24 protein-coding genes are annotated in these 23,455 nt (G+C 72.4%); all 24 read right to left on the bottom strand.

The genetic code is table 11. The annotated features are described in order from the left end of the window. Positions 1-34: 34 nt before the first annotated feature. Positions 35-1,477, bottom strand: coding sequence for an argininosuccinate lyase (gene argH / locus C8E84_RS01460; protein WP_159898854.1), 1,443 nt, complete (start codon positions 1,475-1,477; stop codon positions 35-37). Further along, positions 1,474-1,977 carry an arginine repressor gene (locus C8E84_RS01455; protein ID WP_159898852.1) on the bottom strand — a complete coding sequence of 168 codons (504 nt, stop codon included), beginning with the start codon at positions 1,975-1,977 and terminating at the stop codon, positions 1,474-1,476. Before C8E84_RS01455 ends, argH begins: the two co-directional genes overlap by 4 nt. Next, on the bottom strand, positions 1,974-2,927 hold the full coding sequence (gene argF, locus C8E84_RS01450) for an ornithine carbamoyltransferase (protein ID WP_159898850.1): 954 nt from the start codon (positions 2,925-2,927) through the stop codon (positions 1,974-1,976). The genes C8E84_RS01455 and argF overlap by 4 nt, the downstream gene beginning before the upstream one ends. Beyond that, complete coding sequence (locus tag C8E84_RS01445; RefSeq protein ID WP_159898848.1) at positions 2,924-4,165, bottom strand: acetylornithine transaminase; 1,242 nt, start codon at positions 4,163-4,165, stop codon at positions 2,924-2,926. The genes argF and C8E84_RS01445 overlap by 4 nt, the downstream gene beginning before the upstream one ends. Beyond that, positions 4,158-5,099, bottom strand: coding sequence for an acetylglutamate kinase (gene argB / locus C8E84_RS01440; protein ID WP_159898846.1), 942 nt, complete (start codon positions 5,097-5,099; stop codon positions 4,158-4,160). Before argB ends, C8E84_RS01445 begins: the two co-directional genes overlap by 8 nt. Positions 5,100-5,128: 29 nt before the next feature. Then, positions 5,129-6,292 (bottom strand): bifunctional glutamate N-acetyltransferase/amino-acid acetyltransferase ArgJ, encoded by a 1,164-nt coding sequence (gene argJ / locus C8E84_RS01435; protein WP_159898844.1) that lies wholly within the window; start codon positions 6,290-6,292, stop codon positions 5,129-5,131. Next, positions 6,292-6,696 (bottom strand): ACT domain-containing protein, encoded by a 405-nt coding sequence (locus C8E84_RS01430; protein WP_159898842.1) that lies wholly within the window; start codon positions 6,694-6,696, stop codon positions 6,292-6,294. The genes argJ and C8E84_RS01430 overlap by 1 nt, the downstream gene beginning before the upstream one ends. A gap of 5 nt (positions 6,697-6,701) precedes the next feature. After that, positions 6,702-7,742 carry an N-acetyl-gamma-glutamyl-phosphate reductase gene (argC, locus tag C8E84_RS01425; RefSeq protein ID WP_159898840.1) on the bottom strand — a complete coding sequence of 347 codons (1,041 nt, stop codon included), beginning with the start codon at positions 7,740-7,742 and terminating at the stop codon, positions 6,702-6,704. Between the two features lie 113 nt (positions 7,743-7,855). Continuing rightward, positions 7,856-8,665 carry an SDR family NAD(P)-dependent oxidoreductase gene (locus tag C8E84_RS01420; protein WP_246196714.1) on the bottom strand — a complete coding sequence of 270 codons (810 nt, stop codon included), beginning with the start codon at positions 8,663-8,665 and terminating at the stop codon, positions 7,856-7,858. Next, positions 8,662-11,214: a phenylalanine--tRNA ligase subunit beta gene (gene pheT / locus C8E84_RS01415; RefSeq protein WP_159898838.1), complete on the bottom strand. Its 2,553-nt coding sequence runs from the start codon at positions 11,212-11,214 to the stop codon at positions 8,662-8,664. Before pheT ends, C8E84_RS01420 begins: the two co-directional genes overlap by 4 nt. Continuing rightward, positions 11,214-12,308 carry a phenylalanine--tRNA ligase subunit alpha gene (gene pheS, locus C8E84_RS01410; RefSeq protein ID WP_159898836.1) on the bottom strand — a complete coding sequence of 365 codons (1,095 nt, stop codon included), beginning with the start codon at positions 12,306-12,308 and terminating at the stop codon, positions 11,214-11,216. Before pheS ends, pheT begins: the two co-directional genes overlap by 1 nt. A gap of 48 nt (positions 12,309-12,356) precedes the next feature. Next, positions 12,357-13,544: an MFS transporter gene (locus C8E84_RS01405; protein ID WP_159898834.1), complete on the bottom strand. Its 1,188-nt coding sequence runs from the start codon at positions 13,542-13,544 to the stop codon at positions 12,357-12,359. A 94-nt stretch (positions 13,545-13,638) separates the two neighbouring features. After that, positions 13,639-14,727 (bottom strand): sensor histidine kinase, encoded by a 1,089-nt coding sequence (locus C8E84_RS01400; RefSeq protein WP_159898832.1) that lies wholly within the window; start codon positions 14,725-14,727, stop codon positions 13,639-13,641. 1 nt (position 14,728) lies between these two features. Continuing rightward, positions 14,729-15,592: a TrmH family RNA methyltransferase gene (locus C8E84_RS01395; RefSeq protein WP_159898830.1), complete on the bottom strand. Its 864-nt coding sequence runs from the start codon at positions 15,590-15,592 to the stop codon at positions 14,729-14,731. A gap of 11 nt (positions 15,593-15,603) precedes the next feature. Then, the gene (gene rplT, locus C8E84_RS01390; RefSeq protein ID WP_159898828.1) at positions 15,604-15,987 is read right to left on the bottom strand and encodes a 50S ribosomal protein L20; all 384 of its coding nucleotides are present in this window, start codon (positions 15,985-15,987) and stop codon (positions 15,604-15,606) included. Positions 15,988-16,032: 45 nt separating this feature from the next. Then, positions 16,033-16,227, bottom strand: coding sequence for a 50S ribosomal protein L35 (rpmI, locus tag C8E84_RS01385; protein ID WP_159898826.1), 195 nt, complete (start codon positions 16,225-16,227; stop codon positions 16,033-16,035). A 77-nt stretch (positions 16,228-16,304) separates the two neighbouring features. Beyond that, a complete protein-coding gene (gene infC, locus C8E84_RS01380; protein ID WP_246196713.1) occupies positions 16,305-17,060 on the bottom strand; it encodes a translation initiation factor IF-3 in 756 nt (251 codons plus the stop codon). Positions 17,061-17,429: 369 nt separating this feature from the next. Further along, positions 17,430-18,200 (bottom strand): SseB family protein, encoded by a 771-nt coding sequence (locus C8E84_RS01375; RefSeq protein ID WP_159898824.1) that lies wholly within the window; start codon positions 18,198-18,200, stop codon positions 17,430-17,432. Next, entirely contained in the window at positions 18,197-18,934 is a 738-nt protein-coding gene (priA, locus tag C8E84_RS01370) for a bifunctional 1-(5-phosphoribosyl)-5-((5-phosphoribosylamino)methylideneamino)imidazole-4-carboxamide isomerase/phosphoribosylanthranilate isomerase PriA (RefSeq protein ID WP_159898822.1), read from the bottom strand. Before priA ends, C8E84_RS01375 begins: the two co-directional genes overlap by 4 nt. 85 nt (positions 18,935-19,019) lie before the next feature. Beyond that, a complete protein-coding gene (gene hisH, locus C8E84_RS01365; RefSeq protein WP_159898820.1) occupies positions 19,020-19,661 on the bottom strand; it encodes an imidazole glycerol phosphate synthase subunit HisH in 642 nt (213 codons plus the stop codon). After that, complete coding sequence (locus tag C8E84_RS01360) at positions 19,658-20,284, bottom strand: hypothetical protein (RefSeq protein WP_159898818.1); 627 nt, start codon at positions 20,282-20,284, stop codon at positions 19,658-19,660. Before C8E84_RS01360 ends, hisH begins: the two co-directional genes overlap by 4 nt. A 3-nt stretch (positions 20,285-20,287) precedes the next feature. Then, entirely contained in the window at positions 20,288-20,902 is a 615-nt protein-coding gene (gene hisB / locus C8E84_RS01355) for an imidazoleglycerol-phosphate dehydratase HisB (RefSeq protein ID WP_159898816.1), read from the bottom strand. Next, positions 20,899-22,056, bottom strand: coding sequence for a histidinol-phosphate transaminase (locus C8E84_RS01350; RefSeq protein WP_159898814.1), 1,158 nt, complete (start codon positions 22,054-22,056; stop codon positions 20,899-20,901). Before C8E84_RS01350 ends, hisB begins: the two co-directional genes overlap by 4 nt. 70 nt (positions 22,057-22,126) lie before the next feature. Next, a complete protein-coding gene (gene hisD / locus C8E84_RS01345) occupies positions 22,127-23,455 on the bottom strand; it encodes a histidinol dehydrogenase (protein WP_159904306.1) in 1,329 nt (442 codons plus the stop codon).

Here is a 23,455-nt window from a genome sequence, read left to right as displayed (position 1 = left end):
CCAGTGTGTGGCCTGGGGGACGGGCCGGATGCCGTCAGCGCACCGTCGGCTGGACCGCCGACCACGCGCGGTGGTCGCCCGCCGTGGCGACGACCCGCTGGAGCTGTTCCGCGACGCGCACCGGGGCGGTGCCTCCCCGCGCCGAGCGCGAGGACATCGAGCCCTCCACGGACAGCACGGCGCGCACCCTGTGGGTGAGGTGCGGGCTGATCGCGGTGAGGTCGTCGTCGGTGAGGTCCCACAGCTCGATTCCGCGCTCCTCACAGACCCGCACGCACGCACCGGCGACCTCGTGGGCCACCCGGAACGGGACGCCCTCCCGCACGAGCCATTCGGCGATGTCGGTGGCGAGCGAGAACCCCTGCGGTGCAAGGGATTCCAGACGTGCCGTGTCGAACACCATCGTCGCGACCATGCCACTGAACGCCGGGAGCAGCACCTCGAGGGTGTCCACGGCGTCGAAGACCGGCTCCTTGTCCTCCTGGAGGTCCCGGTTGTAGGCCAGCGGAAGGGACTTCAAGGTCGTCAGCAGGCCGGTGAGGTCGCCGACGAGGCGGCCGGCCTTGCCCCGGGCGAGCTCGGCGACGTCCGGGTTCTTCTTCTGCGGCATGATGCTCGACCCCGTGGAGTAGGCGTCGTCCAGGGTGATGAAGGAGAACTCCTTGGTCGCCCACAGCACGACCTCCTCGGCCAGGCGCGAGATGTCGACGGCCGTCATCGCGGCGACGAAGGCGAACTCGGCGACGAAGTCGCGCGAGGCGGTGCCGTCGATGGAGTTCTCGACCGACCCGTCGAAGCCGAGATCCGCGGCCACCGCCTCGGGGTCGAGCCCGAGCGAGGACCCGGCCAGCGCTCCTGAGCCGTAGGGCGAGACCGCGGCGCGCACGTCCCAGTCGCGCAGCCGGTCGACGTCGCGCAGCAGCGCCCACGCGTGCGCGAGCAGGTGGTGCGACAGCAGCACCGGCTGGGCGTGCTGCAGGTGGGTGCGCCCGGGCATCGCGACCCCGAGGTGGCGCGTGGCCTGTTCGACGAGCGCGTCGACGACGTCGAGCACGAGACCGGCGACGACCCGTGAGTGCTCGCGCAGGTACATCCGGAACAGCGTGGCCACCTGGTCGTTGCGGGAGCGTCCCGCCCGCAGCCGCCCGCCGACGTCGGGCCCGGCGCGCTCGATGAGGCCACGCTCGAGCGCGGTGTGGACGTCCTCGTCGGCCTGCTCCGGCACGAAGTCGCCGTTCTCGACGTCAGCACGTAGCCGCTCCAGCGCGTCGAGCATCGCCTCGAGGGTGGTGTCGTCGAGCAGCCCCGCGGCGTGCAGCACCCGTGCGTGGGCGCGTGAGCCCGCGAGGTCATGGAGGGCGAGCCGCCAGTCGAAGTGCGTCGACTTCGACAGCGCCGCCAGGGCGTCCGCCGGTCCCCCCGCGAAGCGGCCACCCCACAGGGCGCTCGAGGTCTTCGGATCGGTCGGTTCGGTCACTGGGGGTCCCTTCGCGTGTAGGCCATGAGGCGGTCGACGAGGTCGCGGCTGGCCGAGGCACCGCGCGTCACGACCATGATGGTGTCGTCCCCGGCGATCGTGCCGAGCACCCCGTCGATCGTGGCGTGGTCGAGCGCCGAGGCGAGGAAGCTCGCGGCACCGGGCGGGGTCCGCAGGATGACGAGGTTGGCCGAGGCCTCGGCCGACACGAGCAGTTCGTGGCACCGCGACTGAAGCCGGGTGCCGCGCTCCTCACCATCGGTCGCGGCGCGGACGGTGCGGTCGCCGCCCTCCCCGGGCACGGCGTAGACGAGGCTCTTGCCGACCCGCACCCGCTCGGCCCCCACGTCGACGAGGTCGCGCGACAGGGTCGCCTGGGTGACCTCGATGCCGTCAGCGGCGAGGTGGTCGAGCAGCTCGGTCTGGGATCGGACGGGGGTCGCTGCGAGGATCTCGACGATCCGCTGCTGACGGGCGGCCCGCGACGTCGAGATGGTCATCGACCGTCCCCGGCGCGGTGCTGCTCCATCAGCCACGACAGCAGGGCCTTCTGCGCGTGCAGGCGGTTCTCGGCCTCCTGCCACACCAACGACGCGGGCCCGTCGATGACGGCGGCGTCGACCTCGTACCCGCGGTAGGCCGGTAGGCAGTGGAGGAACACGGCATCCGACGCCGCCTTCGCCATGAGCGCCTCGCTGACCCGGAAGGGTTCGAAGGGGCTGGCCGCGCCGTGGCGCTGCTCGCTCTCGGCCTCCATGCCCATCGAGACCCACGTGTCGGTGGCGACGACGTCGGCACCGCTCGCCGCGACCACGGGGTCGTCGGTGACGACGACGGAGCCACCCTGTTCGGCAGCGTGACGCTGAGCACGGGCCACGATGTCGGCCCGTGGTTGGTGCGAGGCCGGGGTCGCGATGCGCACGTGCATCCCCGCCAGGGCGCACCCGAGCAGGTACGAGTGCGCCATGTTGTTCGCCCCGTCGCCGAGGTAGGCGAACGTCAGACCCGCGGTGGCGCCCTTGACCTCGGTGATCGTCAGCAGGTCGGCGAGGATCTGGCAGGGGTGGTAGTCATCGGTGAGGGCGTTGACCACCGGCACCCCGGCATCCGCCGCCATCTCCTCCAGCCGGCTCTGCTCGAAGGTGCGCCAGACGATGGCCGCCGACTGCGGGCCGAGGATGCGCGCGACGTCGGCGACGGACTCGCGCTCACCGACCCCGGCCAGACGGCCGTCGATGACCATGGGGTAGCCACCGAGCTGGGCCACGGCCCCGACGAAGGAGACCTGGGTGCGCAGGGTCGGCTTGTCGAACAGGATCGACACGGTGTGCGGCCCGGTCAGGCACTGGTCGGAGAACGGCGCGGCCTTGAGCGCCAGCGCGCGCTGGAGCACCTCGTGCTGCTCCGCAGCGGAAAGGTCGTCGTCGGCGAGGAAGTGCCGCAGGGTCATGGGGTGTCCTTGGGTGTCGATGCCGCGTCGAGCAGCTCGGGCAGGGCGTCGATGAGCAGGTCGAGCTCGTCCGTGGTGATGACGAGCGGCGGCACGAGGCGCAGCGCATCCGGCGCCACGGGGTTGACGATGAACCCGGCCTCGCGTGCGAGGGCGGCCACCGTGGCCGACACGTCTGCGGCCAAGGTGATGGCCCGCATGAGTCCGGCGCCGCGCACCCCCGTGACGAGGGGGTGGCCCAGTGCCAGCACCCGGCGCTCGAGGTGCTCACCGGCCACCCGGGCGTGCTCGAGCAGCCCTTGGGACTCGATGGCACCGAGCACCGCCAACCCGGCGGCGCACGCGAGCGGGTTGCCCCCGAAGGTCGACCCGTGATTCCCGGGGGTGAGCATCGTGCTCACGCGCGGGCCGAAGGTCATCAGCGCCCCGATCGGCACTCCCCCGCCGAGCCCCTTGGCCAGCGTGATCGCGTCGGGGACGACTCCCGCGTGCTGGAAACCGAACCAGGCCCCGGTGCGCCCGATGCCGGTCTGCACCTCATCGAGGATGAGCAGGGCGCCCACCTCGTGGGTCAGCTCGCGGGCGAGCCGCAGGTAGTCGCCGTCTGCGGGGCGGACCCCGGCCTCACCCTGGATGGGCTCCAGGACCAGCGCCGACGTCTGTGGGCCGAGCGCCGATCGCAGCGCCGCCTCGTCACCCCAGGGCACGTGCGTCACCCCGGGGATGAGCGGCTCGAACGGCTCGCGGTAGGCCGGTTTGTGGGTCAGCGCCAGAGCACCCGTGGTGCGCCCGTGGAAGGCGCCCTCCGCGGCGACGATGCCGGTGCGGCCGGTGCGGCGGGCCAGCTTGATGGCCGCCTCGAGGGCCTCGGTGCCGGAGTTGCAGAAGAACACCGCGGACCCCTCCGGTGCCTTCGCGAGGTGCAGCAGCTTCTCGGCGAGCTCGACCTGCGGGATCGAGGTGAAGAAGTTCGACACGTGCACGAGCTGCCCGGCCTGCTTGGAGACCGCCGCGACCAGGGCGGGGTGGTTGTGCCCGAGCGCGTTGACGGCGATGCCGCCGACGAGGTCGAGGTAGCGCCGGCCGTCGACGTCCCACACCCACGCGCCGTCCCCGTGGTCGAGGACGAGCTGGGGGCGCCCGAACAGGTTCAGCAGCGAGCCCTCGTAGCGCTCGATCCAGGCTGCGCTGGCCTTGTCGGATGCCGTCGTGGCGGATGCCGTGGACGCGTCACTCATCGTCGACCTCCCGATCTGGCAGGACCATGGTGCCGATGCCCTCGGACGTGAACACCTCGAGCAGCAGGCTGTGCGGCTGGCGCCCGTCGACGACGTGAGCCTGGGGAACCCCGGCCTCCACGGCCCGGATGCAGGCCTCGAGCTTGGGGATCATCCCGGCGTCGACGCTCTCGAGCAACCGGCGCGCCCTCGTGATCGACAGCTGGGAGAGCAGGCTCGCCCGGTCGGGCCAGTTCGCGTAGACGCCTTCGACGTCCGTGAGCACGACGAGCTTGCGGGCGCCCAGGGCGGCGGCGAGTGCCGCAGCGGCGGTGTCGGCGTTGACGTTGAGCACCTGGCCGTCGGCGTCGAGGTCGGGGGCGATCGTCGACACGACCGGGATGCGGCCGGCATCGAGCAGGTCGAGGACGGCCGTCGGGTCGACCTGCACGACGTCGCCGACGAGACCGATGTCGTGCTCCTCACCGTCGACGACGACGCCACGCCGACGCGCACCGAACAGCCCGGCATCCTCACCCGAGAGCCCGACGGCGACCGGTCCGTGCTGGTTGAGCAGGCCGACCAGTTCACGACCCACCTGACCGGTGAGCACCATCCGCACGACGTCCATGACCTCTGGGGTGGTGACCCGAAGGCCCCCCTTGAACTCGCTCGCCAGTCCGAGGCGGTCGAGCATGGCCTTGATCTGTGGGCCTCCCCCGTGCACGACCACCGGGCGCAGGCCGGCGAAGCGCAGGAACGCGATGTCCTGGGCGAACGCGGCCTTGAGGGCGTCGTCGATCATCGCGTTGCCGCCGTACTTCACGACGACGAGGGCACCCCGGAAGCGTTCGAGCCAGGGCAGCGCCTCGACGAGCGTGCTCGCCTTGGACTGGGCGACACGCAGGGCGGCGGCGTCGATGGCGCCGCGCAGAGCCTGGTCGGGGGGTGGCATGTGGGTGTCCTTCGGTGCGATCTGGTGGCTCAGGTGGAGTAGGCGGAGTTCTCGTGGACGTAGTCGTGGGTCAGGTCGTTGGTCCACACCGTGGCGGTCGCCGACCCGGCGTGCAGGTCGACGACGACGCGGACCTCGCGGGCGGTGAGGTCGACCAGGGATCGGTCCTCGCCGACTCCGCCGGCACGGCAGACCATCACCCCGTTCATCGACACGTCCAGCTCGGCCGGGTCGAACAGCGCCTGCGTGGTGCCGACGGCGGCCAGCACCCGGCCCCAGTTGGGGTCGTTGCCGAACACGGCGCACTTGAAGAGGTTGTTGCGTGCGACCGAGCGCGCGACCTCGAGCGCGTCGTCCTCGGATGCCGCCCCGGTCACCTCGATCGCGATGTCGTGGTGGGCACCCTCGGCGTCGGCGATGAGCTGGCGGGCGAGGTCCGCACAGACCTGCGTCACGGCATCCGTGAGGTCCGCGAGCGCCACCGTCGCCCCCGAGGCCCCCGACGCCATGAGCAGCACGGTGTCGTTGGTCGACATGCAGCCGTCGGAGTCGATGCGATCGAAGGTCAGGGCCGTGGCCGAGCGCAGCACCGCGTCGAGGTCGTCGGCGACGTGGGCGCCCTCGATGACGGCGTCGGTCGTGATGACGACGAGCATCGTCGCGAGCGCCGGGGCGAGCATGCCGGCGCCCTTGGCCATGCCCCCGACCGCCCAGCCGTCGCGCACCGCCGTCGCCGTCTTCGGGACCGAGTCGGTCGTCATGATCGCCGTCGCAGCTGCCGGCCCACCGTCGACGGAGAGCGCCTCGACGGCGGCGTCGACGCCGGGCAGCAGCAGTCCCATGGGCAGTCGTTCGCCGATCAGCCCCGTCGAGCAGACGACGACGTCGCCGGCCGCCACCCCGAGCACCTCACCAACGTGCTCAGCCGTGCGGTGGGTGTCCTGGAAGCCGGGGGCGCCGGTGCAGGCGTTGGCGCCACCGCTGTTGAGTACGACGGCATCCGCCCGCCCGTCGCTGATGACGGTGCGTGACCAGGTGACCGGCGCGGCCTCCACGCGGTTGGTCGTGAAGACCGCGGCCGCGTGGTGGTGCGGGCCGTCGTTGACGACGACCGCCACGTCGGGCTTTCCGGAGGCCTTGAGGCCGGCGGTGACGCCCGCGGCCCGGAAGCCGAGGGGGGTGGTGACGGACATCAGGAGGATCCTCCGGTCAGCGAGGTGGGGGTGATGATCAGGCCGGCGCGGCGCCAGGCGGTGGCGGCCTCGTCGGTCTGCCCGGCCGGCACCAGCACCCAGTCGGTATCGAAGGTCGAGAAGGCGAGGACGCTGATGTCGGCGTCGACGAGGGGCTCGACGACCTCGGCGACGACCCCGACCGATCCGAACGACAAGGGCCCCGCCACCTCGACGACCCGGAACGGGCCCTCGGTGCGCACCCCCGCGGGCACGGCGGCCGTGAGGCACACGATGGAGGTCTCGTCCGGGGTCCGGGTCAGTGACGCGAACGGCCCTGCGGCCCAGTCGAACTCGGGCACCTGCCCGCCGTCGAGACGCACGATCGAGACGTCCTCGGGGTGCTCCATGAGGTGACGTGGCATGGCTCTCACGGCGCCACCCCCGCGATGGGCAGGCCGGTGGCCTCGGGCAGGCCCAGGGCGAGGTTGAGGCACTGAACGGCGGCACCGGCGGTGCCCTTGGTGAGGTTGTCGATCGCGGCGACGACGACGACGCGCCCGACCCGCTCGTCAAGGGTGACCTGGACGTGGACCGCGTTGCTGCCGAGCACGCTGCCGGTGCTCGGCCAGCGACCCTGCGGCAGGAGGTGCACGAAGGGTTCGTCGGCGTAGGCGGTCGCCCAGGCCGAGCGGACGGCATCCGCGGTGGTTCCCGGACGGACCCGGGCGGTGCACGTCGCGAGGATGCCGCGGGGCATCGGCGCGAGGGTCGGGGTGAACGACACGGTGACCGGGCCCGCGCCGGCGGCGGTGAGGTTCTGCTCGATCTCGGGGGTGTGCCGGTGGGTGCCGCCGACGCCGTAGGGCGACATCGCCCCCATGACCTCGGCGCCGAGCAGGTGGGGCTTGAGGGCCTTGCCCGCCCCTGACGTGCCGGATGCCGCGACGACGGTGATGTCGTCGGCCTCGAGGACGCCCGCGACGACCCCGGGAGCCAGCGCCAGGGAGACGGCCGTGGGGTAGCACCCGGGGACCGCGATCCGGGTGGCACCGGCAAGGGCGTTGCGCTGTGGCCCGTCGGCGGTCGCGAGCTCGGGCAGGCCGTAGGGCCACGACCCCGCGTACGGCGTGTCGTAGAAGGTGTCCCACGCGGTGGCGTCGGCGAGGCGGAAGTCGGCACCGCAGTCGATGATGACCACGTCGTCGGGGAGCTGGGCGGCCAGGGCGGCCGAGTGCCCGTGGGGCAGGGCGAGCACGACGGCGTCATGGCCGGCGAGGACGGCGGGCGTGGTGTCTTCCAGGACCCGGTCGGCCAGGGGGGTCAGGTGCGGGTGGATCGACCCCAGGCTCTGCCCGGCGTTCGACGAGGCGGTCAGGGCCCCGACCTCGAGCTTCGGGTGCTGGAGGAGGAGCCGGACCACCTCTCCCCCGGCATAGCCACTGGCACCGGCCACTGCAACCCACTTCATGCTGCATGACTATACAGAGTCACGCGACTCTATGCACACAGGCCACCCGACGTATTGCCCTGCAGCCACCCCTCACGCTGTGTCAGAGGTGGCTGCAGTGCAATACGTCGCGGTCAGGCGAGGGGGTCGTCGGGGCCGTACGGGATGAGGCCCAGGGTGCGGTCGCGCTTCCCCAGTGTCTCGGCCCGCCCACGCAGCGACTCCACGGTGTCGACCCCGGCCCGCACGAACCGACCAGACCACGCGTCGAGGTCCCCCGAGGCCAGAGCCAGCACGAGGTCGGTGACCTCCTCGGGGGCGGTCCACTCGGTGCGCCCGACATGGGCGTGCATGGCCTGCGTCATGTCGGTGCGCACGACCCCGGGCATGAGGTCGAACGCCCGGATGCCGCGGGCCCACCCCGCGAGGTGCGTGGACCCCGTGATCCTCGCCAACGCCGTCTTGCTCACGTTGTAGGCACTCGCGTCCAGCCCCGGGCGCCCCGCAGCGCCGCTGTTGACGTTGATGATCCGCCCGCCGCCCTGGTGCAGCATGGCCTCGCCGACGAGCCGGGTCATGAGGTACGCCCCGAGCACGTTGACCTCCTGGACCTGCCACCACTGCTCGGGATCGGAGGCGAAGAGGTCGACCTCGGCGTCGATGACCCCGGCGTTGTTGACGAGCACGTCGATGCGGCCCTGGCGCTCGAGGATCTCCGCGACCCATGCCGTGACGGCGGCCCGATCGCTCACCGGGGCGGTCGCCGTGGACCCGCGCTCGACGGAGTACCCGGCATCCTCCAAGGCGTCGGCGACGTACCGGCCGATGCCGCGCGACGCACCGGTGACCACCGCGACGAGGTGCCCACCCCGACCGTCGTCGGTGACGGGTTCGGGGGTCACCTCGCCGTCGTCGTCGACCGGCACCTCGGCGGGCGTGCTCACGCGCGCTGCACCGCTCCGACGGCCTTGGCTGCCGCTGCCAGCGCTCGATCACGCAGGCCGCTCACCTCATCGGTGGTCAGCGTGCGGTCCGGCGCCCGGAAGGTGAGCCGGTAGGCCAGGGACTTGCGACCCTCGCCGACCTGGTCGCCCCGGTAGACGTCGAACAGGGTGAGGGACTCCAAGGTCTCCCCGGCACCACCGCGCAGCGCCTGCGCCACCCGTGCCGCCGGGACGTCCTCGTCGATGACGACGGCGACGTCACGCCGCGCGAGCGGGAAGGTGTGCACCGTGCGGGCCTGTGGGGTCCCTTCCGAGGCCGTCGTCAGCACGTCGAGGTCGAGCTCGCCGCCGACCGCCCGGGCCGGCAGTCCGAGGGCGGCCACGGCCTTCGGGTGCAGCTCACCGACGTGACCGACGAGGGTCCCGTCGCTCAGCGTGATCCGGGCACAGCGGCCGGGGTGGAACGGGGCCGCGGTGTCGGCCACGACCTCGATCGCCACCCCGAGGGCCTCACCGAGGGTGCGCGCGAGGTCGACGGCATCCGTGACGTCCGCCGCCCGCCCGGCCCCCCACCAGCCGGCGCGGTCACGCTCGCCGGCGAGCAGGAAGGCGACGTGGCGCGGCTGCGGCGGCACGGCATCCCGGATCGCCGCCAGGGTCTCGGCGGAGGGGTGGATGCCGACGTCCTCGGTGGGTGCCGACTCCTGCGGGCCGTCGAGCGCGACGACGAGGCCGAGCTCGAACAGGCCGACGTCACGGTTGCCACGGGCGACGTTGCGCCGCAGGGCGTCGACGAGCGTCGCGAGCAGGCGGGTGCGCATGAGCGGCGCCTCCTCGGACAACGGGTTGGCCAGGCGCACTGTGCGTGCCACCTCGGCCTCGACGTCGAGCCCGAGGTCGGCGAAGCGGTCGGCCCCGACGAACGGGGCGCTCCAGACCTCGGACAACCCCTGCCCGGCGAGGACGTCGGCGACGAGGCGCCGGGTGCGCTGGGCGTGGGTGAGCCCCGCCCCACCGGGCGGCGTCGGCACGATCGAGGGGATGCCGTCGTACCCGTCGATGCGGGCCACCTCCTCGACGAGGTCCTCGGCGGTCGTGAGGTCGGAGCGCCACGTCGGCGGGACCACCGTGAGCAGGTGGCCCTCGCGGGTCACCGAACAGCCGATGGACGACAGGATCGAGACGACCTCGCTCTCGAGGTAGACGACCCCGACGATCTTTGACGGGAAGTCGACGTGCATCGTCACCGGGGCCGGGGCCGCCGGGCTGCCGACGTCGGTGACCTCGGGGTCGACCACTCCCCCGCCGTGCTCGACGAGGAGGTCCACGGCGAGCTGGGCCGCGGCGGCGGCCAGGGCCGGGTCGACGCCGCGCTCGAACCGGCGCGATGCCTCGCTGGGCAGCTTGTGGGCACGCGCGGTTCGGGCGATGCTCACCGCGTCGAAGTGCGCCGCCTCGATGAGGAGGTTGCGGGTGGTCGTGCCGACCTCGGTCTGCGCCCCGCCCATCACGCCCGCGATCGCGATCGCGCGCTCACCGTCGTGGTCGGTGATGAGCAGGTCACCCTCGCCAAGGGTGCGCTCGGCGTCATCCAGCGTGGTGAGCCGTTCGCCGGGCCGGGCCCGCCGCACCACGATGGGCGCCTGCAGAGTGTCGAGGTCGAAGGCGTGCAGCGGCTGCCCGAGTCCGAGCATGACGTAGTTCGTCACGTCGACCGGCAGCGAGATGGGGCGCATGCCGGCCTCGGTGAGCCGGGTCGCCATCCAGCGCGGCGTGGGTGCGCTGACGTCGATGTTGCGCACGATCCGGGCGACGTAGCGGTCGCACCCGGCCCGGCCACGGATCGGGGCCCGGTCGTCGAGCACGACGGGGAAGCCGCCCTCGGTCGCGGCGGGGGCCGCGGCATCCAGGGCGATCGCCGGGTCGGTGAAGGCGGCCCGGGTGGCGTGCCCGTACTCGCGGGCGATGCCGCGCACCGAGAAGCAGTAGCCGCGGTCGGGGGTGACGTTGACCTCGACGGTCTCGCGGTCGAGCCCGAGCAGCGGGATCGCGTCCGTGCCGGGGGTGAGCGCGGCCAGGGTGGCCTCGTCACCGGCGAACTTCTTCGTCAGGACGAGGATGCCGTCGTGGTCGTCACCGATGCCGAGCTCGCGCTCGGAGCAGATCATCCCGGACGACACGTGCCCGTAGGTCTTGCGCGCACTGACGGTGAGCGGCCCCGACGGGGTGCTCAGGACACCGCCGGGCAGGATGACGACGACGAGGTCCCCGGCGTCGAAGTTGTGGGCGCCGCACACGACACCCTGGGGCTCGCCCGTGCCGTTGGCGTCACCGACGTCGACGGTGCACCAGTTGATCGTCTTGCCGTTCTTCTGCGGCTCGGGGGTCTTGGTCAGCACCCGGCCGACGACGAGGGGGCCGGTGACACCACCGGTGTGCAGGCCCTCCTCCTCGAGACCCACGCGGACGAGGTCGGCGGCGATCTGCTCGCCGCTGGCGTCGTGGGGCACCGCGACGTACTCGCGCAGCCAGTCGATGGGAACGCGCATCAGATCTCCATCCCGAACTGTGCGTCGAAGCGCACGTCACCCTCGATCATGTCCCGCATGTCGCTGACGCCGGTGCGGAACATCAGCGCCCGGTCGATCCCCATGCCGAACGCGAACCCCGTGTAGCGGTCGGGGTCGACCCCGCAGGCCGTCAGCACGTTGCGGTTGACCATGCCGCAGCCACCCCATTCGATCCAGCCGGTGCCCTTGCAGGTGCGGCACGCCGGGTCCTCGCCGCGGCAGACGAAGCAGCGCAGGTCCATCTCGGCGCTGGGCTCGGTGAAGGGGAAGTAGCTCGGGCGCAGGCGCGTCGTGATGCCCTCACCGAACAGCTCGGTGGCGAGCCGGTCGAGGGTGCCCTTGAGGTGGGCCATCGTGATGCCCTCGTCCACGGCCAGGCCCTCGACCTGGTGGAAGGCGGGCATGTGGGTGGCGTCGAGCTCGTCGGTGCGGAACACCCGTCCGATCGCCGCGACGTACACCGGCACCCCACGCTCGAGCAGGGTGCGGGCCTGAACCGGCGAGGTGTGGGTACGCAGCACGAGCCCACCCTCGGGGGGGTCGACGTAGAAGGTGTCCTGCATCTGGCGCGCCGGGTGGTCGGCGTCGAAGTTCAGGGCATCGAAGTTGAACCACTCGGCCTCGATCTCCGGGCCCTCGGCGATCTCCCAGCCCATGCCGACGAACAGGTCGGCGATGCGCTGGCTCATCAGCTCGATCGGGTGCCGGCGACCCAGCGGGCGGCGCCCCGAGGGCAGCGTCACGTCAACCGCCTCGTCGGTGAGGATCCGCTCGTCGCGCTCAGCCTCGAGCTCACCCTGACGCGCCGTGAACGCCTGCGCCACGCGCCCGCGCGCCTGCCCGACCCGCTTGCCGGCCTCGGCCTTGGCGCTCGGCGGCAACGCCCCGATCTCTCGGTTGGCCAGGGCCAGCGGGCTCTTGTCCCCCTGGTGCGCGGTGCGGGCGGCCTTGAGCTCGTCGAGGGAAGTCGCAGCCGCAGCGGCAGCGAGCGCCTCGGTGACGGCCTCGTCGATGGCGTGCGGATCCAGCGCCGCGACCTCGACGGGGTCGTAGCTGGTGTTCGGTCCAGACATGGGGTCCACTTCGGGGCAGGTTGGGGTGGTCTTCGGGCGGCCCTGAGTCTAGGTCGCGGATGCCGTGGCTCGCCGCACGGATACCGCCGTGAGACCCAGCGCGGCCACGCCGACACCTACGGCGGCCACCACGACGAAGCCGGCCCCGGGCCCGCGCTGGTCGATGGCCAGGCCAGCCAGGGGGGCACCGATGGCCCCACCGGTGGTCATGAACGACCCGTGCCAGCCCATGGCCTCACCGCGCACCTGTGCGGGCACGATCCGGCTGGCCTGGTCGATCGTCGCCGTGATCGTCGGGGCGCACAGCAGGCCGGCGACGAAGCCGAAGGCGGCCAGCTGGAGGGTCGAGGAGGCCAGCGCCATGGGGAAGGTGGCCGCCGCCAACCCCGCGAGCAGCCAGAACGCCGAGATCGGCCGGTGCAGCGCCCCGTAGAGCAGGCCCCCGATCAGCGACCCCAGCCCCCACACCGCGAGGACCACACCGATCTGCCCCTCCGCGGCGAGGTCGCGCATGACGGCGATGATCGCGATGTCCGACCCCGCCAGCACGACGGTGGTCGCCGTCGCAGCCAGGCACACCGCGAGGAACGGAAGCCTGAACCACGTCCGGCTGCTGGCGCGGGCGGTGCCGACCACCGCCTCACCCTCACCGCGCAACGGTGGGTCGACGACGTACATGAGGATGCCCGCACCCACGCCGAGCATCTGGATCCAGAACAGCACCCACGAGGTGTCCCACACCGTCGCCGCCCAGACGGCGACCGCCGGGGCGACGATGAACGACAGCTCGACCGCCACCGCATCCAACGAGATCGCCGTGCGGCGCTCCCCCTCCCCGACGGCGGCGATGACGGCCTGCCGGGTGATGGAGAACGTCGGGATGACGAACAGGCCCGCGAGCACCGCGAGACCCAGCAGCAGGTAGTAGCCGACGAACGGGGCGATGCTCCAGCACACGAGGGCGACGAGGATCGAGGGCAGCACCACGCGGCGCAGGCCGTACCGGTCGAGCAGCCTCCCACGCCACGGCCCGCTGACGGCGATGGCCACCGTCGCCGCAGCGGAGAGCACGCCCGCCGCGGTGTAGCTGCGACCAAGGCCCGACACCACGTGGATGGTCAGCAGGACGGTGCTCGCGAACACCGGCATCCGCACGAGAGTGCCCAGCACGAGTGCGGTTCGCAGCGGCCTGCTCCGAAGGGCCCGCCGGTACGGGGCGAAGGACACGGCGGGCACCGGACCACTGTGTCACCGAATGACCGCGACGACGATTCCGGCCGCCCGACGGCATCCCCGCCGGCGCTCGATCGGTTCGGCCGACCCGCCCGGGTCAGATGTCGTGGTCGGGGAAGGTGGCACGAAGCTGCGCCCCGCCCGCTGGCCCTTCCTCGGCGACGATGACCCCGCCGTGGGCCTCGACCAACCCCCTCACGAGGTAGAGCCCGAGCCCGGTGCCCTGCTTCGCGCCGTCCTGCCAGAACCGCGAGAACGCCAGCTCGCGGTGCTGCGGGTCGATGCCGTCGCCGTCGTCGACCACGAGGACGTCGACCGCGGGCACCCCGTCGAGTTCGCTGGCCCGTGCGGACAGACGAACCGTTCCCCGACCGTGGATGATCGCGTTCTCGACGAGGTTCGCGACGATCTGCTCGAAACGGTCCGGGTCGGCCCACACCGGACCGAGGTCGTCAGGCACGTCGACGACGAAGGCGCCGCCCCCGGCATCCGTGGCAGCGTCATCACCGCTGGCGACGCGACGGTGGGCGTGGGCGCGAAGGACCGCGCCGACGTCGAGGGGCTGGGGGTGCACGGTCAGGCGCCGCGTGTTGATCCGGGAGACGTCGAGCAGCTCGGTGATCAGCCGGGTGACGCGGTCGGCGTCGGCCTCGATGGTCTCGAGCATGAGGCGCTTCTGGTCATCGGTCAGCCGGTCCCAGTTGCGCAGCAGGGTGGCCGAGAAGCCCTTGACGCCGGTGAGCGGCGAGCGCAGCTCGTGCGCCACGGTGGTGAGCAGCGCCGCCGTCTCGTTCTCGGCGCGACGCCGCGACTCCGCGTCCCGCAGACCCAGCACCACGGCCTCCACGGGCTCCCCCGGCGCCGCACGCACGTACTTCGCGGTGACGAGGACCTCGCGTCCCGAGGGCATGACGAGCAGTCGCTCGCGGTGTCCCTTGCGGGTGGCCAGACCGTGCCAGGGGTCGGTGAGGTCCCACCACGAGGCTCCCGCGAGGTCCTGGAGCGGCAGGACCTCCCGGATGTCGCCGCCGATGGCGTCCTCGACCCGCACGCCGGTGATGCGCTCGGCACAGGAATTCATGAAACGCACCGTGCGCTCGGGCCCGACGGCCGCGACGAGGCCGTCGGGCAGGAACTCGAGGCCGTTGACGACGAGGTCGTCGGGGACCCGGAAGGGGTGCGCCATGTCAGGCACGGTACCCGGCGGGGGTGACACCCCCACGCTGTGGTCGCTGTCCCGCCGACGCGTAGAGGCAGACCGTCGCCGCCATGGCGAGGTTGAGTGATTCCGCGCGGCCGTGGATGGGCACCCGCACGACGTCGTCGCAGGCGTCGCGGACCTCGTCGGGCAACCCCCAGGCCTCGTTTCCCATCACCCAGCAGTGCGGTGCCGTGAGGTCGGCGTCAGGCAGGAGCGTGGAGCCCGCCCCGTCTGCGGCCAGGGTGCGGATGCCGTGGGCGCGCAACGTCTCCAGCGTCACCTCGACGTCGAGACCCGTCACCACGGGCAGGTGGAACAACGAGCCGGCCGTGGACCGCACGACCTTCGAGGAGTGGACGTCGACCGACGCGCTGCTGACGAGCACGGCGTCGGCGCCGGCCGCATCGGCACCGCGGATGACGGTGCCGGCGTTGCCGGGATCACGCACGTTCGTCAGCAGGACGAGCAGGCGTGGGTGGGTGTCGAGGACCGCCGCGAGAGCGGCGGCGGGCCCTGCGGCATCCGCGCCCGCCCTGGCGCCGTCGACAGTGTCGACCACCGCGAGGACACCCTGGGGCGCGTCGGTCTCGGCCATCGCGGCGAGCACCTCGGCGCTCACCTCGTGCACCCAGAGGTTGGCGGCCCGGGCGGGTTCGACGATGTCGAGGGCATAGCGCTCGAGCGCCTCGGAGGTGACGTAGACGTCACGAACCCGGGCGGCGGCATACCTCACCGCCTCCCGGACCCCTTGGGGCCCTTCGACGGCGAAGCGGCCGGTGCGCTCACGCACCGACCGCTTCGACAGCGCTCGAACCGACCGGACCCGCTCGGCGCGGGGATTGGTCAGCATCGGCAGGACGCTCAGGCGTCAGCCTTGGCGGGCTCACGAGCCGGCTGGTTGGCCTTGGAGATCTCGACGAGCGCGGTGAACGCCGCGGCGTCGTTGACGGCCAGCTCGGCCAGCATGCGACGGTCGACCTCGACCTCGGCCGCCTTCAGGCCCTGGATGAACCGGTTGTAGGTCATGCCGTTCGCGCGGGCCGCAGCGTTGATGCGCTGGATCCACAGGCGACGGAAGTCGCCCTTGCGGGCGCGACGGTCGCGGTAGCTGTAGCCCAGGCTGTGCTGGACCTGCTCCTTGGCCTTGCGGTACAGGCGCGAGCGCTGCCCGCGGTAACCGCTGGCCCGCTCGAGGACAACCCGGCGCTTCTTCTGGGCGTTGACCGCCCGCTTCACGCGTGCCACGTGAGTACTCCTTGCTTCTCTACGAAAATCTGGGGGTGGACGGCGTCAGCGGCCGAGGAGCTTCTTGACCTTCTTGAGGTCGCCCTTGGACACGAGAACGTCCTTGCTGAGGGCGCGAGCCTTCTGCGGGGTCTTCTCGTGGAACTTGTGGACGTGACCGGCCTGCTCGCGCATGACCTTGCCGCTGCCGGTGACCCGGAAGCGCTTCTTGGCGCCGCTGTGCGTCTTGTTCTTCGGCATGGTGCCGATCTCCTTGCGTTGGTCGTTCCAGCGTGTCTGTGGTGCTGGTGCTTCGGTGGTGCAGTCTTGGGGGCTGGTCAGGCCTTGGGCTTCGGGGTCGCCCGCGGCTTCGGGGCGGCCTTCGGCTTCGGTGCTGCGGCCGGCGGCCTGGGGGTCGCGGTCGGCTTGGCGGCCGCCGGCGTGGGTGCTAGTGCAGCGGGGGCTGCCGGGGCCGGTGCGGTTTCGGCAACGGGGGCCTCGGCCACCGGGGCGGGAGCCACGAACGCCTCGGCCTCGCGGACCTCGGCCTCGATGCTCTGCTCCGGTGCGCTGGCTGCTGCGCTGCCCTCGTCACGACGGCGACGCTGCTCCGCCATGGCCTGCGCCTTCTTCTTCGTCGGCGCGATGACCATGACCATGTTGCGGCCGTCCTGCTTGGGTGAGGACTCCACGGTGCCGAGCTCGGCGATGTCCTGCGCCAGGCGCTGGAGCAGGCGGTAGCCCAGTTCGGGGCGGGACTGCTCCCGACCGCGGAACATGATCGTCACCTTGACCTTGTCGCCACCCTTGAGGAACCGCTCGACGTGGCCCTTCTTGGTGCCGTAGTCGTGCGGGTCGATCTTCGGGCGGAGTTTGATCTCCTTGATGACCGTGTTGACCTGGTTCTTGCGCGCTTCGCGTGCCTTCATGGCGGCTTCGTACTTGAACTTGCCGAAGTCCATGAGCTTGGCAACCGGCGGCTTGGCCATCGGTGCCACCTCGACGAGGTCGAGGTCTGCCTCCGCGGCGAGGCGCAGAGCGTCCTCGACGCGCACGATGCCGACCTGCTCGCCGTTCGGGCCGACCAACCGCACCTCGGGAACCCGGATGCGGTCGTTGATGCGTGGCTCGCTGATGTGCTTCTCCTTCGATCACGATCGGTGCGCTGATGCCGGTGGGCACGAGAAAGGCTCCTCGCGACACGTGCGCGAGGAGCCTGGATCTTCCGATTCCAAACCGGTCCGCCACACACCTGATGCCGTCGCCACACCCTTGCGGGTTCGGCGCGACCACAGTGCGTCGCAGACCTGTTGGACCCGGCAACCTGATGGTTGACGCGGGTGGAAGCTGGGCTTCTCTTGCACACCCCCCGTGAGGGAGGTCGGTCAGCGGACCACGTTACCAGCGACCCGGCATCCGCCGAAATCGGCCGGCGTCGCGTCCTGGCGGGGACGAGCAGCGCGTCAGCGGATGCGGAAGGCCAGCCCGTCGATGCGCGCCCGCAGCTCACCGTCGGTCGCGAGCTTCTCGCCGACCCGGGTCGCCACGGCCCGCACGGCGTCGGGGCTCAGACCGGGGCGAAGCTCGAGCACGACACCGAGCACCCCCTCGCCGCGGGGGTTGCCCTCCTCGATCTCGGATGCCGTGACGTCGGGTTCGTCGCGCAGCGCTGCGGTGACGCTCGCGGCGACGAACGGGTCGGTGTGCGCCGGCACCCACGGGCGCTGCTGGGCCAGGGCCCACACCATCGAGGGGCGCAGGACACGGGTCGCGGGCCCGGCGACGTCGACGACGATGACCTCGCACCCCTCGGAGACCGCGGCCTGCCCGGCCCGGGCGGGGGTGACGGGCACCGGGCGGGCCTGCGGGTCCCAGGCGGCCACGGCCTCGGTGCCGGAGAACACCGGGAGCGCGCGCATGCCGTCGGGGGCCACGAGGGTCACGGCGGCGAGGTCGACCCGGCTGTCGACGGCGTGCTCCCCCGACGTGTCGACCTCGGTGGGCTCGGCGACGATCGGCACGAGGAACCGCCCCGCCTCGACGGCTGCCATGAGGGCGACGTCGTCACCGGAGGTGGCCAGCGCGGCGAGCAGCGCCGCGTCGGCAGCGCCGGTGTCGGTCTCGAAGCCACTCGGCGAGAGCTCGCGCGCGGCCCACGGCAAATCCGCGGAGTCGGTCGCCTCGCCAGGGGGTGCGTGCAGGGGGTGGTGTTCGTGCTCGCGTGGGTTGGTCATGCCCGGCCGGCGACGTCGAGGGCCTGGGGCAGCGTGAAGGCCCCGCGGTACAGGGCCGAGCCGATGATCGCGCCCTCGACCCCGTCGGCCACGAGTCCTCGGATCGCGACGATGTCCTCGATGGTGGACACCCCACCGGAGGCGATGACGGGACGATCCGTGCGGGCGCACACGTCCCGCAGCAGGTCGAGGTTCGGGCCCTGGAGCATCCCGTCCTTGGCGACGTCGGTGACGACGTAGCGGGCGCACCCCTCGGCGTCGAGGCGCGCGAGGGTCTCCCAGAGGTCGCCGCCCTCCTGCGTCCAGCCGCGGGCGGCCAGGGTGGTGCCGCGCACGTCGAGCCCGACCGCGACCCGGTCGCCGTGCTCGGCGATGGCTCGGGCGGTCCACTCGGGGTTCTCCAGCGCCGCCGTGCCGACGTTGACCCGACGGCATCCCGTCGCGAGCGCCCGCTCGAGGCTCTCGGCGTCGCGGATGCCGCCGCTCATCTCCACGTCGATGTCGAGCGTTCCGACGATGCTGGCGAGCAGGTCGGCGTTGGAGCCACGACCGAAGGCGGCGTCGAGGTCGACGAGGTGCAGCCACTGCGCCCCCTGCTCCTGCCAGGCCAACGCAGCCTGGAGCGGGTCACCGAACTCACCGCCGGTGCCGGCCACCCCCTGCACGAGCTGGACGGCCCGGCCGTCGACGACGTCGACGGCAGGCAGGAGCTGCAGGATGGGCTGGCTGGTCACGAGGGGTCCTCCGCGGCGTGGTCGAGCAGGTCTGGGGTCGGTGACCAGTCTGCCGGATCGGGTCACGAGGGTCGGACCCGGTTCGTCAGAGGGAACGCACCCAGTTGCGCAGCAGCGCCAGCCCGGCTTCGCCGGACTTCTCCGGGTGGAACTGCGTCGCCGTCAGGGGGCCGTTCTCGACCGCGGCGATGAACCGTTCACCGTGAGTCGCCCAGGTGACCCGGGGCGCCACGGCCGCGAACGGCCCGTCCGAGGGCTCGAGGGCCCAGGTGTGGGCGGCGTAGGAGTGCACGAAGTAGAACCGCTCGTCGGCGATGCCGTCGAACAACACGCTCCCCGGCGCGACCTCGACGGCGGACCAGCCCATGTGCGGCACCACCGGCGCCCGCAGCCGCTCCACCGTGCCCGGCCACTCACCCACCCCGTCCACCGGGGTCGCGCTGGGTTCGCTCGACCCCTCGAACATCACCTGCATGCCGACGCAGACTCCGAGGACGGGTCGACCGCCGGACAGTCGCTGGTCGATGATCCGCGGCCCGTCGGCGGCAACGAGCCCGGCCATGCAGGCGTGGAAGTTGCCGACGCCCGGCACGAAGAGCCCGTCGGCAGCCAGGGCCGCATCACGGTCACCGGTGAGGGTGACCTCGGCACCGACGTGCTCGAGTGCGCGCACGGCGCTGCGGATGTTGCCGCTGCCGTAGTCGAGGACGACGACCCGTGCACTCATCGGCCGCTCACCTCGGCCCGGTGCGCGGCCTCCTCGGCCATGAGGCGGTCGAAGGCCATGACGCCACGCAGCGAGGGCTCGACGTCGTGGGCGCCGTCGCTGTCGCCGCGCACCAGCAGGTCGCGGCCGGGCAGCCCGAGCAGGCCGAGAACGGTCACGAGCAGGTCGACCGGTGCGCCGGTCCCTGAGCGCAGCACCTCGGCCACGACCTCCTCGCGCACCCGCCCGGAGGCGCCGGCCACGGAGAGCAGCAGCGGCAACCGCAGGGGGGTGAGGGAGGGCGTCGGGACGAGGCCGGCGCCCGGCTCCCACACGAGCCAGTGGATGTGCGAGCGCAGACCGGGTGGCTGAACCGTGATGGCAGCCCGACCGTGCACGTCGAAGAACCCCAGCGCCGGTCGTGCCCGACGCGGCGCGGGCCGGGCCGCGAGCAGTTCGAGGCCGACGTCGTAGGGGGCCACGCTGCGGGCGCGTTCCTCGGCCAGGGTGATGCCGGTCCAGGCCCCGAACGGGGCGACGGTCACCGCCACCAGACCTCGTCGCAGCCACCGGTTGACGGCGGCCGGAGGCTGGCGCACGAGAACCAGCCCGTGCCCCTCCCCCGTGCGCGCGACCCCGGCCACGGGCTAGAGCGCACCCTTCGCGCTCGGGATCCCCTCGACCCTGGGGTCGCGGGCGACCGCGGCACGCAGAGCACGCGCCAGCGCCTTGAACTGGGCCTCGACGACGTGGTGGGGGTCGCGGCCGCCGAGCACCCGCACGTGCAGGGCGATCTGGGCGTGGAAGGCGAAGGACTCGAGGACGTGGCGGGTGAGCGAGCCCACGTAGTGACCGCCGATGACGACGTACTGCTGCCCCTCGGGCTCCCCCTCGTGGACACAGTAGGGCCGGCCGGCGACGTCGACGACCGCGAGCACGAGCGCCTCGTCGAGCGGCACGGTGGCGTCACCGAAGCGGGCGATGCCGCTCTTGTCCCCGAGGGCCTCTCGCACGGCCTGTCCGAGGACGATCGCGACGTCCTCGACGGTGTGGTGCGCATCGATGTGGATGTCGCCCGTGGCGGAGACGGTGAGGTCGATCAGCGAGTGCTTGGCCAGGGAGAGCAGCATGTGGTCGTAGAACGGCACGCCGGTGTCGACCTGGCCACGTCCGCTGCCGTCGAGGTCGACGGTCACCTCGACGGTGCTCTCGGAGGTCCCGCGACGCACCGTGGCGGTACGGGGGGCTGGCGCGCTGCTCACGGTCGGGCTCCTGTGCTGAGGGTCATGGGCGTGCTGGCGGTGCGGTGCTGCGGTGCGAGGTCGGACATCGCCTGCAGGAAGGCGGTGGTCTCCTGCGGCGTGCCGGCCGTGACACGAAGATAGTGGGCGATGCCGACGTCACGGACGAGGACGCCCCGCTCGAGCAGCGCCGACCACGTCGTGTGGGAGTCCTCCAGACCTCCGAAGAGCACGAAGTTCGCGTCGCTCGGCACCGGGTCCAGCCCCATCGCGGTGAGCTCGGCCACCAGCCGGTCGCGCTCGGCCTTGATCGCGCCCACCGTCTCGAGCATGAGGTCTGCGTGATCCAACGCGGCGAGGGCCACCGCCTGGGTCTGGGTGGCGAGGTGGTACGGCATCCGCACCAGGCGCAACGCGTCGACGAGTGCGGGGTCGGCGGCGAGGTACCCCAGGCGGCCCCCCGCCAGGGCGAACGCCTTGCTCATCGTGCGCGTGACGACCAGCCGCGGGCGACCCTGGAGCAGCGTCAGGGCACTCGGGGTGCCCGGCCGGGCGAACTCCGCGTAGGCCTCGTCGACGACGACGAGGGTGTTCGGGGCTGCGTCGTGCACGGCGACGACGGTGTCGAGGTCGAGCGCCGTACCGGTGGGGTTGTTCGGGGAGCACAGGAACACGACGTCAGGGCGGTGCTCGCGCACCTGCTCGACGGCGGAAGCGACGTCGAGGTCGAACGCCCCCCCGCCCGCGACGCCGCGCAGCCCGTCGACCCACGTCGTACCCGTCGTCGTCGTGATGATGGGGTGCATCGAGTAGGCCGGGGTGAACCCGAGCGCTGTGCGACCGGAGCCGCCGAACGCCTGGAGCAGGTGCAGCAGCACCTCGTTGGAGCCGTTTCCGGCCCACACCTGCTCGGCGCTGACCACGGTGCCCGACCGGAGCAGGTACGCGGCCAGGGCCTCACGCAGCGCCGTGAACTCGCGGTCGGGGTAGCGGTTGAGACCGGATGCCGCGGCCGCCACCGCCCTGGTGATCGCCTCGACGACGACGGCCGGAACCGGGTACGAGTTCTCGTTGGTGTTCAGGGCCACCGGCACGTCGAGCTGCGGGGCGCCGTAGGCGGTGCGCCCGCGCAGGTCGGCGCGCAGCATCGCCTCGATGGTGGTCCGGGAATCCATGGCGCAGAGTCTAGGTCGCCCCGCCCCGTCGCAACTTTCCCGCCCGATGCCAGACCTGCGCCGCGGCGGCTCAGGCGCTCGGGTCGAGCTCGGGGTGCCGAGCGAGCACGGCCTCGCCGTGGGCGGGCAGGTCCTCGGCACGGGCCAGGGTGACGACGTGGCCGCCGACCTCGCGCAGCGCCTGCGACGAGTACGTCACGACGTGGATGCCGCGCAGGAAGCTCTGCACCGACAGTCCGCTGCTGTGGCAGGCACAGCCACCCGTGGGCAGCACGTGGTTGGAGCCCGCCGCGTAGTCGCCGAGGCTGACCGGGGACCATGGGCCGACGAAGACCGCGCCGGCGTTGCGCACCCGGGCGGCGACGGATGCCGCATCACGCGTCTGGATCTCCAGGTGCTCCGCCGCGTAGGCGTTGACCAGGGCCAGTGCGGCCTCCACGTCGTCGACGAGGACGATCGCCGACTGGCGCCCGGCCAGCGCGGTGGCCACCCGCTCGGTGTGCTTGGTCGAGGCGACCCGACGCGCGAGCGCCGCCTCGACGGCATCCACGAGGTCCGGGGAGTCGGTGACGAGCACCGCCGCTGCCAACGGGTCGTGCTCGGCCTGGGAGATCAGGTCCGAGGCGACGTGGTCGGCATCCGCGCTGTCGTCGGCGAGCACGGCGATCTCGGTGGGGCCGGCCTCGGCGTCGATGCCGACGATCCCCTTGAGCAGGCGCTTGGCCGCGGCGACGTAGATGTTGCCCGGGCCGGTGACGAGACTGACGGGGTCGCAGACCTCACCGTCGTCCTCGATGCCGTACGCGAAGGCAGCCACGGCCTGGGCCCCACCCATGGCCCACACCTCGTCCACCTCCAGGAGGGCGCACGCGGCGAGGATCGTCGGGTGCGGCCAGCCACCGTGGTCGCGCTGCGGTGGGCTCGCGACGGCCAGGCTCGGAACCTGCGCGAGCTGGGCGGGCACGACGTTCATGACGACGCTGCTCGGGTAGACGGCCAGGCCACCGGGCACGTAGAGGCCGACCCGGTCGACGGGCACCCAGCGCTCGGTGACCGTGCCCCCGTCGGCGACCTGCGTGGTGGTGTCGGACCGGCGCTGGTCGGCGTGCACGACGCGCGCCCGGCGGATGGACTCCTCGAGCGCGGCGCGCACGGCCGGGTCCAGCGTCGTCAGGGCGTCGGCGATGACCTCGGCGGGCACCCGCAACCGCCCCGGGCGGATGCCGTCGAAGCGCTCCGCGGCGTCGTAGAGGGCCGCCGCACCGCGCTCGGCGACGTCCGCGACGATCGGGCGCACGGCATCCACCGCCGCCTCGACGTCGAACTCGGCGCGCGGCAGAGCGGCCTTGAGCTCACGCAGGCTGAGGTGCTGCCCGCGCAGGTCGAGACGGGGAATGAT

The organism is Ornithinibacter aureus (assembly GCF_009858245.1).
Lineage (GTDB): Bacteria > Actinomycetota > Actinomycetes > Actinomycetales > Dermatophilaceae > Fodinibacter > Fodinibacter aureus.
The sequence above is the reverse complement of the archived record's forward strand: the minus strand, read 5'-3'. Positions and strand labels throughout refer to the sequence as shown.

What these genes read in the sequence shown, in the direction of transcription:
- C8E84_RS01455 (WP_159898852.1), bottom strand. Translation starts at nt 1,977, where the DNA reads ATGACCATCTCGACGTCGCGGGCCGCCCGTCAGCAGCGGATCGTCGAG.
- argC (WP_159898840.1), bottom strand. Translation starts at nt 7,742, where the DNA reads ATGAAGTGGGTTGCAGTGGCCGGTGCCAGTGGCTATGCCGGGGGAGAG.
- C8E84_RS01430 (WP_159898842.1), bottom strand. Translation starts at nt 6,696, where the DNA reads ATGCCACGTCACCTCATGGAGCACCCCGAGGACGTCTCGATCGTGCGT.
- C8E84_RS01395 (WP_159898830.1), bottom strand. Translation starts at nt 15,592, where the DNA reads ATGCTGACCAATCCCCGCGCCGAGCGGGTCCGGTCGGTTCGAGCGCTG.
- argB (WP_159898846.1), bottom strand. Translation starts at nt 5,099, where the DNA reads ATGCCACCCCCCGACCAGGCTCTGCGCGGCGCCATCGACGCCGCCGCC.
- pheT (WP_159898838.1), bottom strand. Translation starts at nt 11,214, where the DNA reads ATGCGCGTTCCCATCGACTGGCTGCGCGAGTACGTCGCGGTGCCCCAC.
- C8E84_RS01400 (WP_159898832.1), bottom strand. Translation starts at nt 14,727, where the DNA reads ATGGCGCACCCCTTCCGGGTCCCCGACGACCTCGTCGTCAACGGCCTC.
- argJ (WP_159898844.1), bottom strand. Translation starts at nt 6,292, where the DNA reads ATGTCCGTCACCACCCCCCTCGGCTTCCGGGCCGCGGGCGTCACCGCC.
- hisH (WP_159898820.1), bottom strand. Translation starts at nt 19,661, where the DNA reads ATGAGTGCACGGGTCGTCGTCCTCGACTACGGCAGCGGCAACATCCGC.
- C8E84_RS01375 (WP_159898824.1), bottom strand. Translation starts at nt 18,200, where the DNA reads ATGACCAACCCACGCGAGCACGAACACCACCCCCTGCACGCACCCCCT.
- argF (WP_159898850.1), bottom strand. Translation starts at nt 2,927, where the DNA reads ATGACCCTGCGGCACTTCCTCGCCGACGACGACCTTTCCGCTGCGGAG.
- C8E84_RS01350 (WP_159898814.1), bottom strand. Translation starts at nt 22,056, where the DNA reads ATGGATTCCCGGACCACCATCGAGGCGATGCTGCGCGCCGACCTGCGC.
- rpmI (WP_159898826.1), bottom strand. Translation starts at nt 16,227, where the DNA reads ATGCCGAAGAACAAGACGCACAGCGGCGCCAAGAAGCGCTTCCGGGTC.
- pheS (WP_159898836.1), bottom strand. Translation starts at nt 12,308, where the DNA reads ATGTCTGGACCGAACACCAGCTACGACCCCGTCGAGGTCGCGGCGCTG.
- C8E84_RS01445 (WP_159898848.1), bottom strand. Translation starts at nt 4,165, where the DNA reads ATGAGTGACGCGTCCACGGCATCCGCCACGACGGCATCCGACAAGGCC.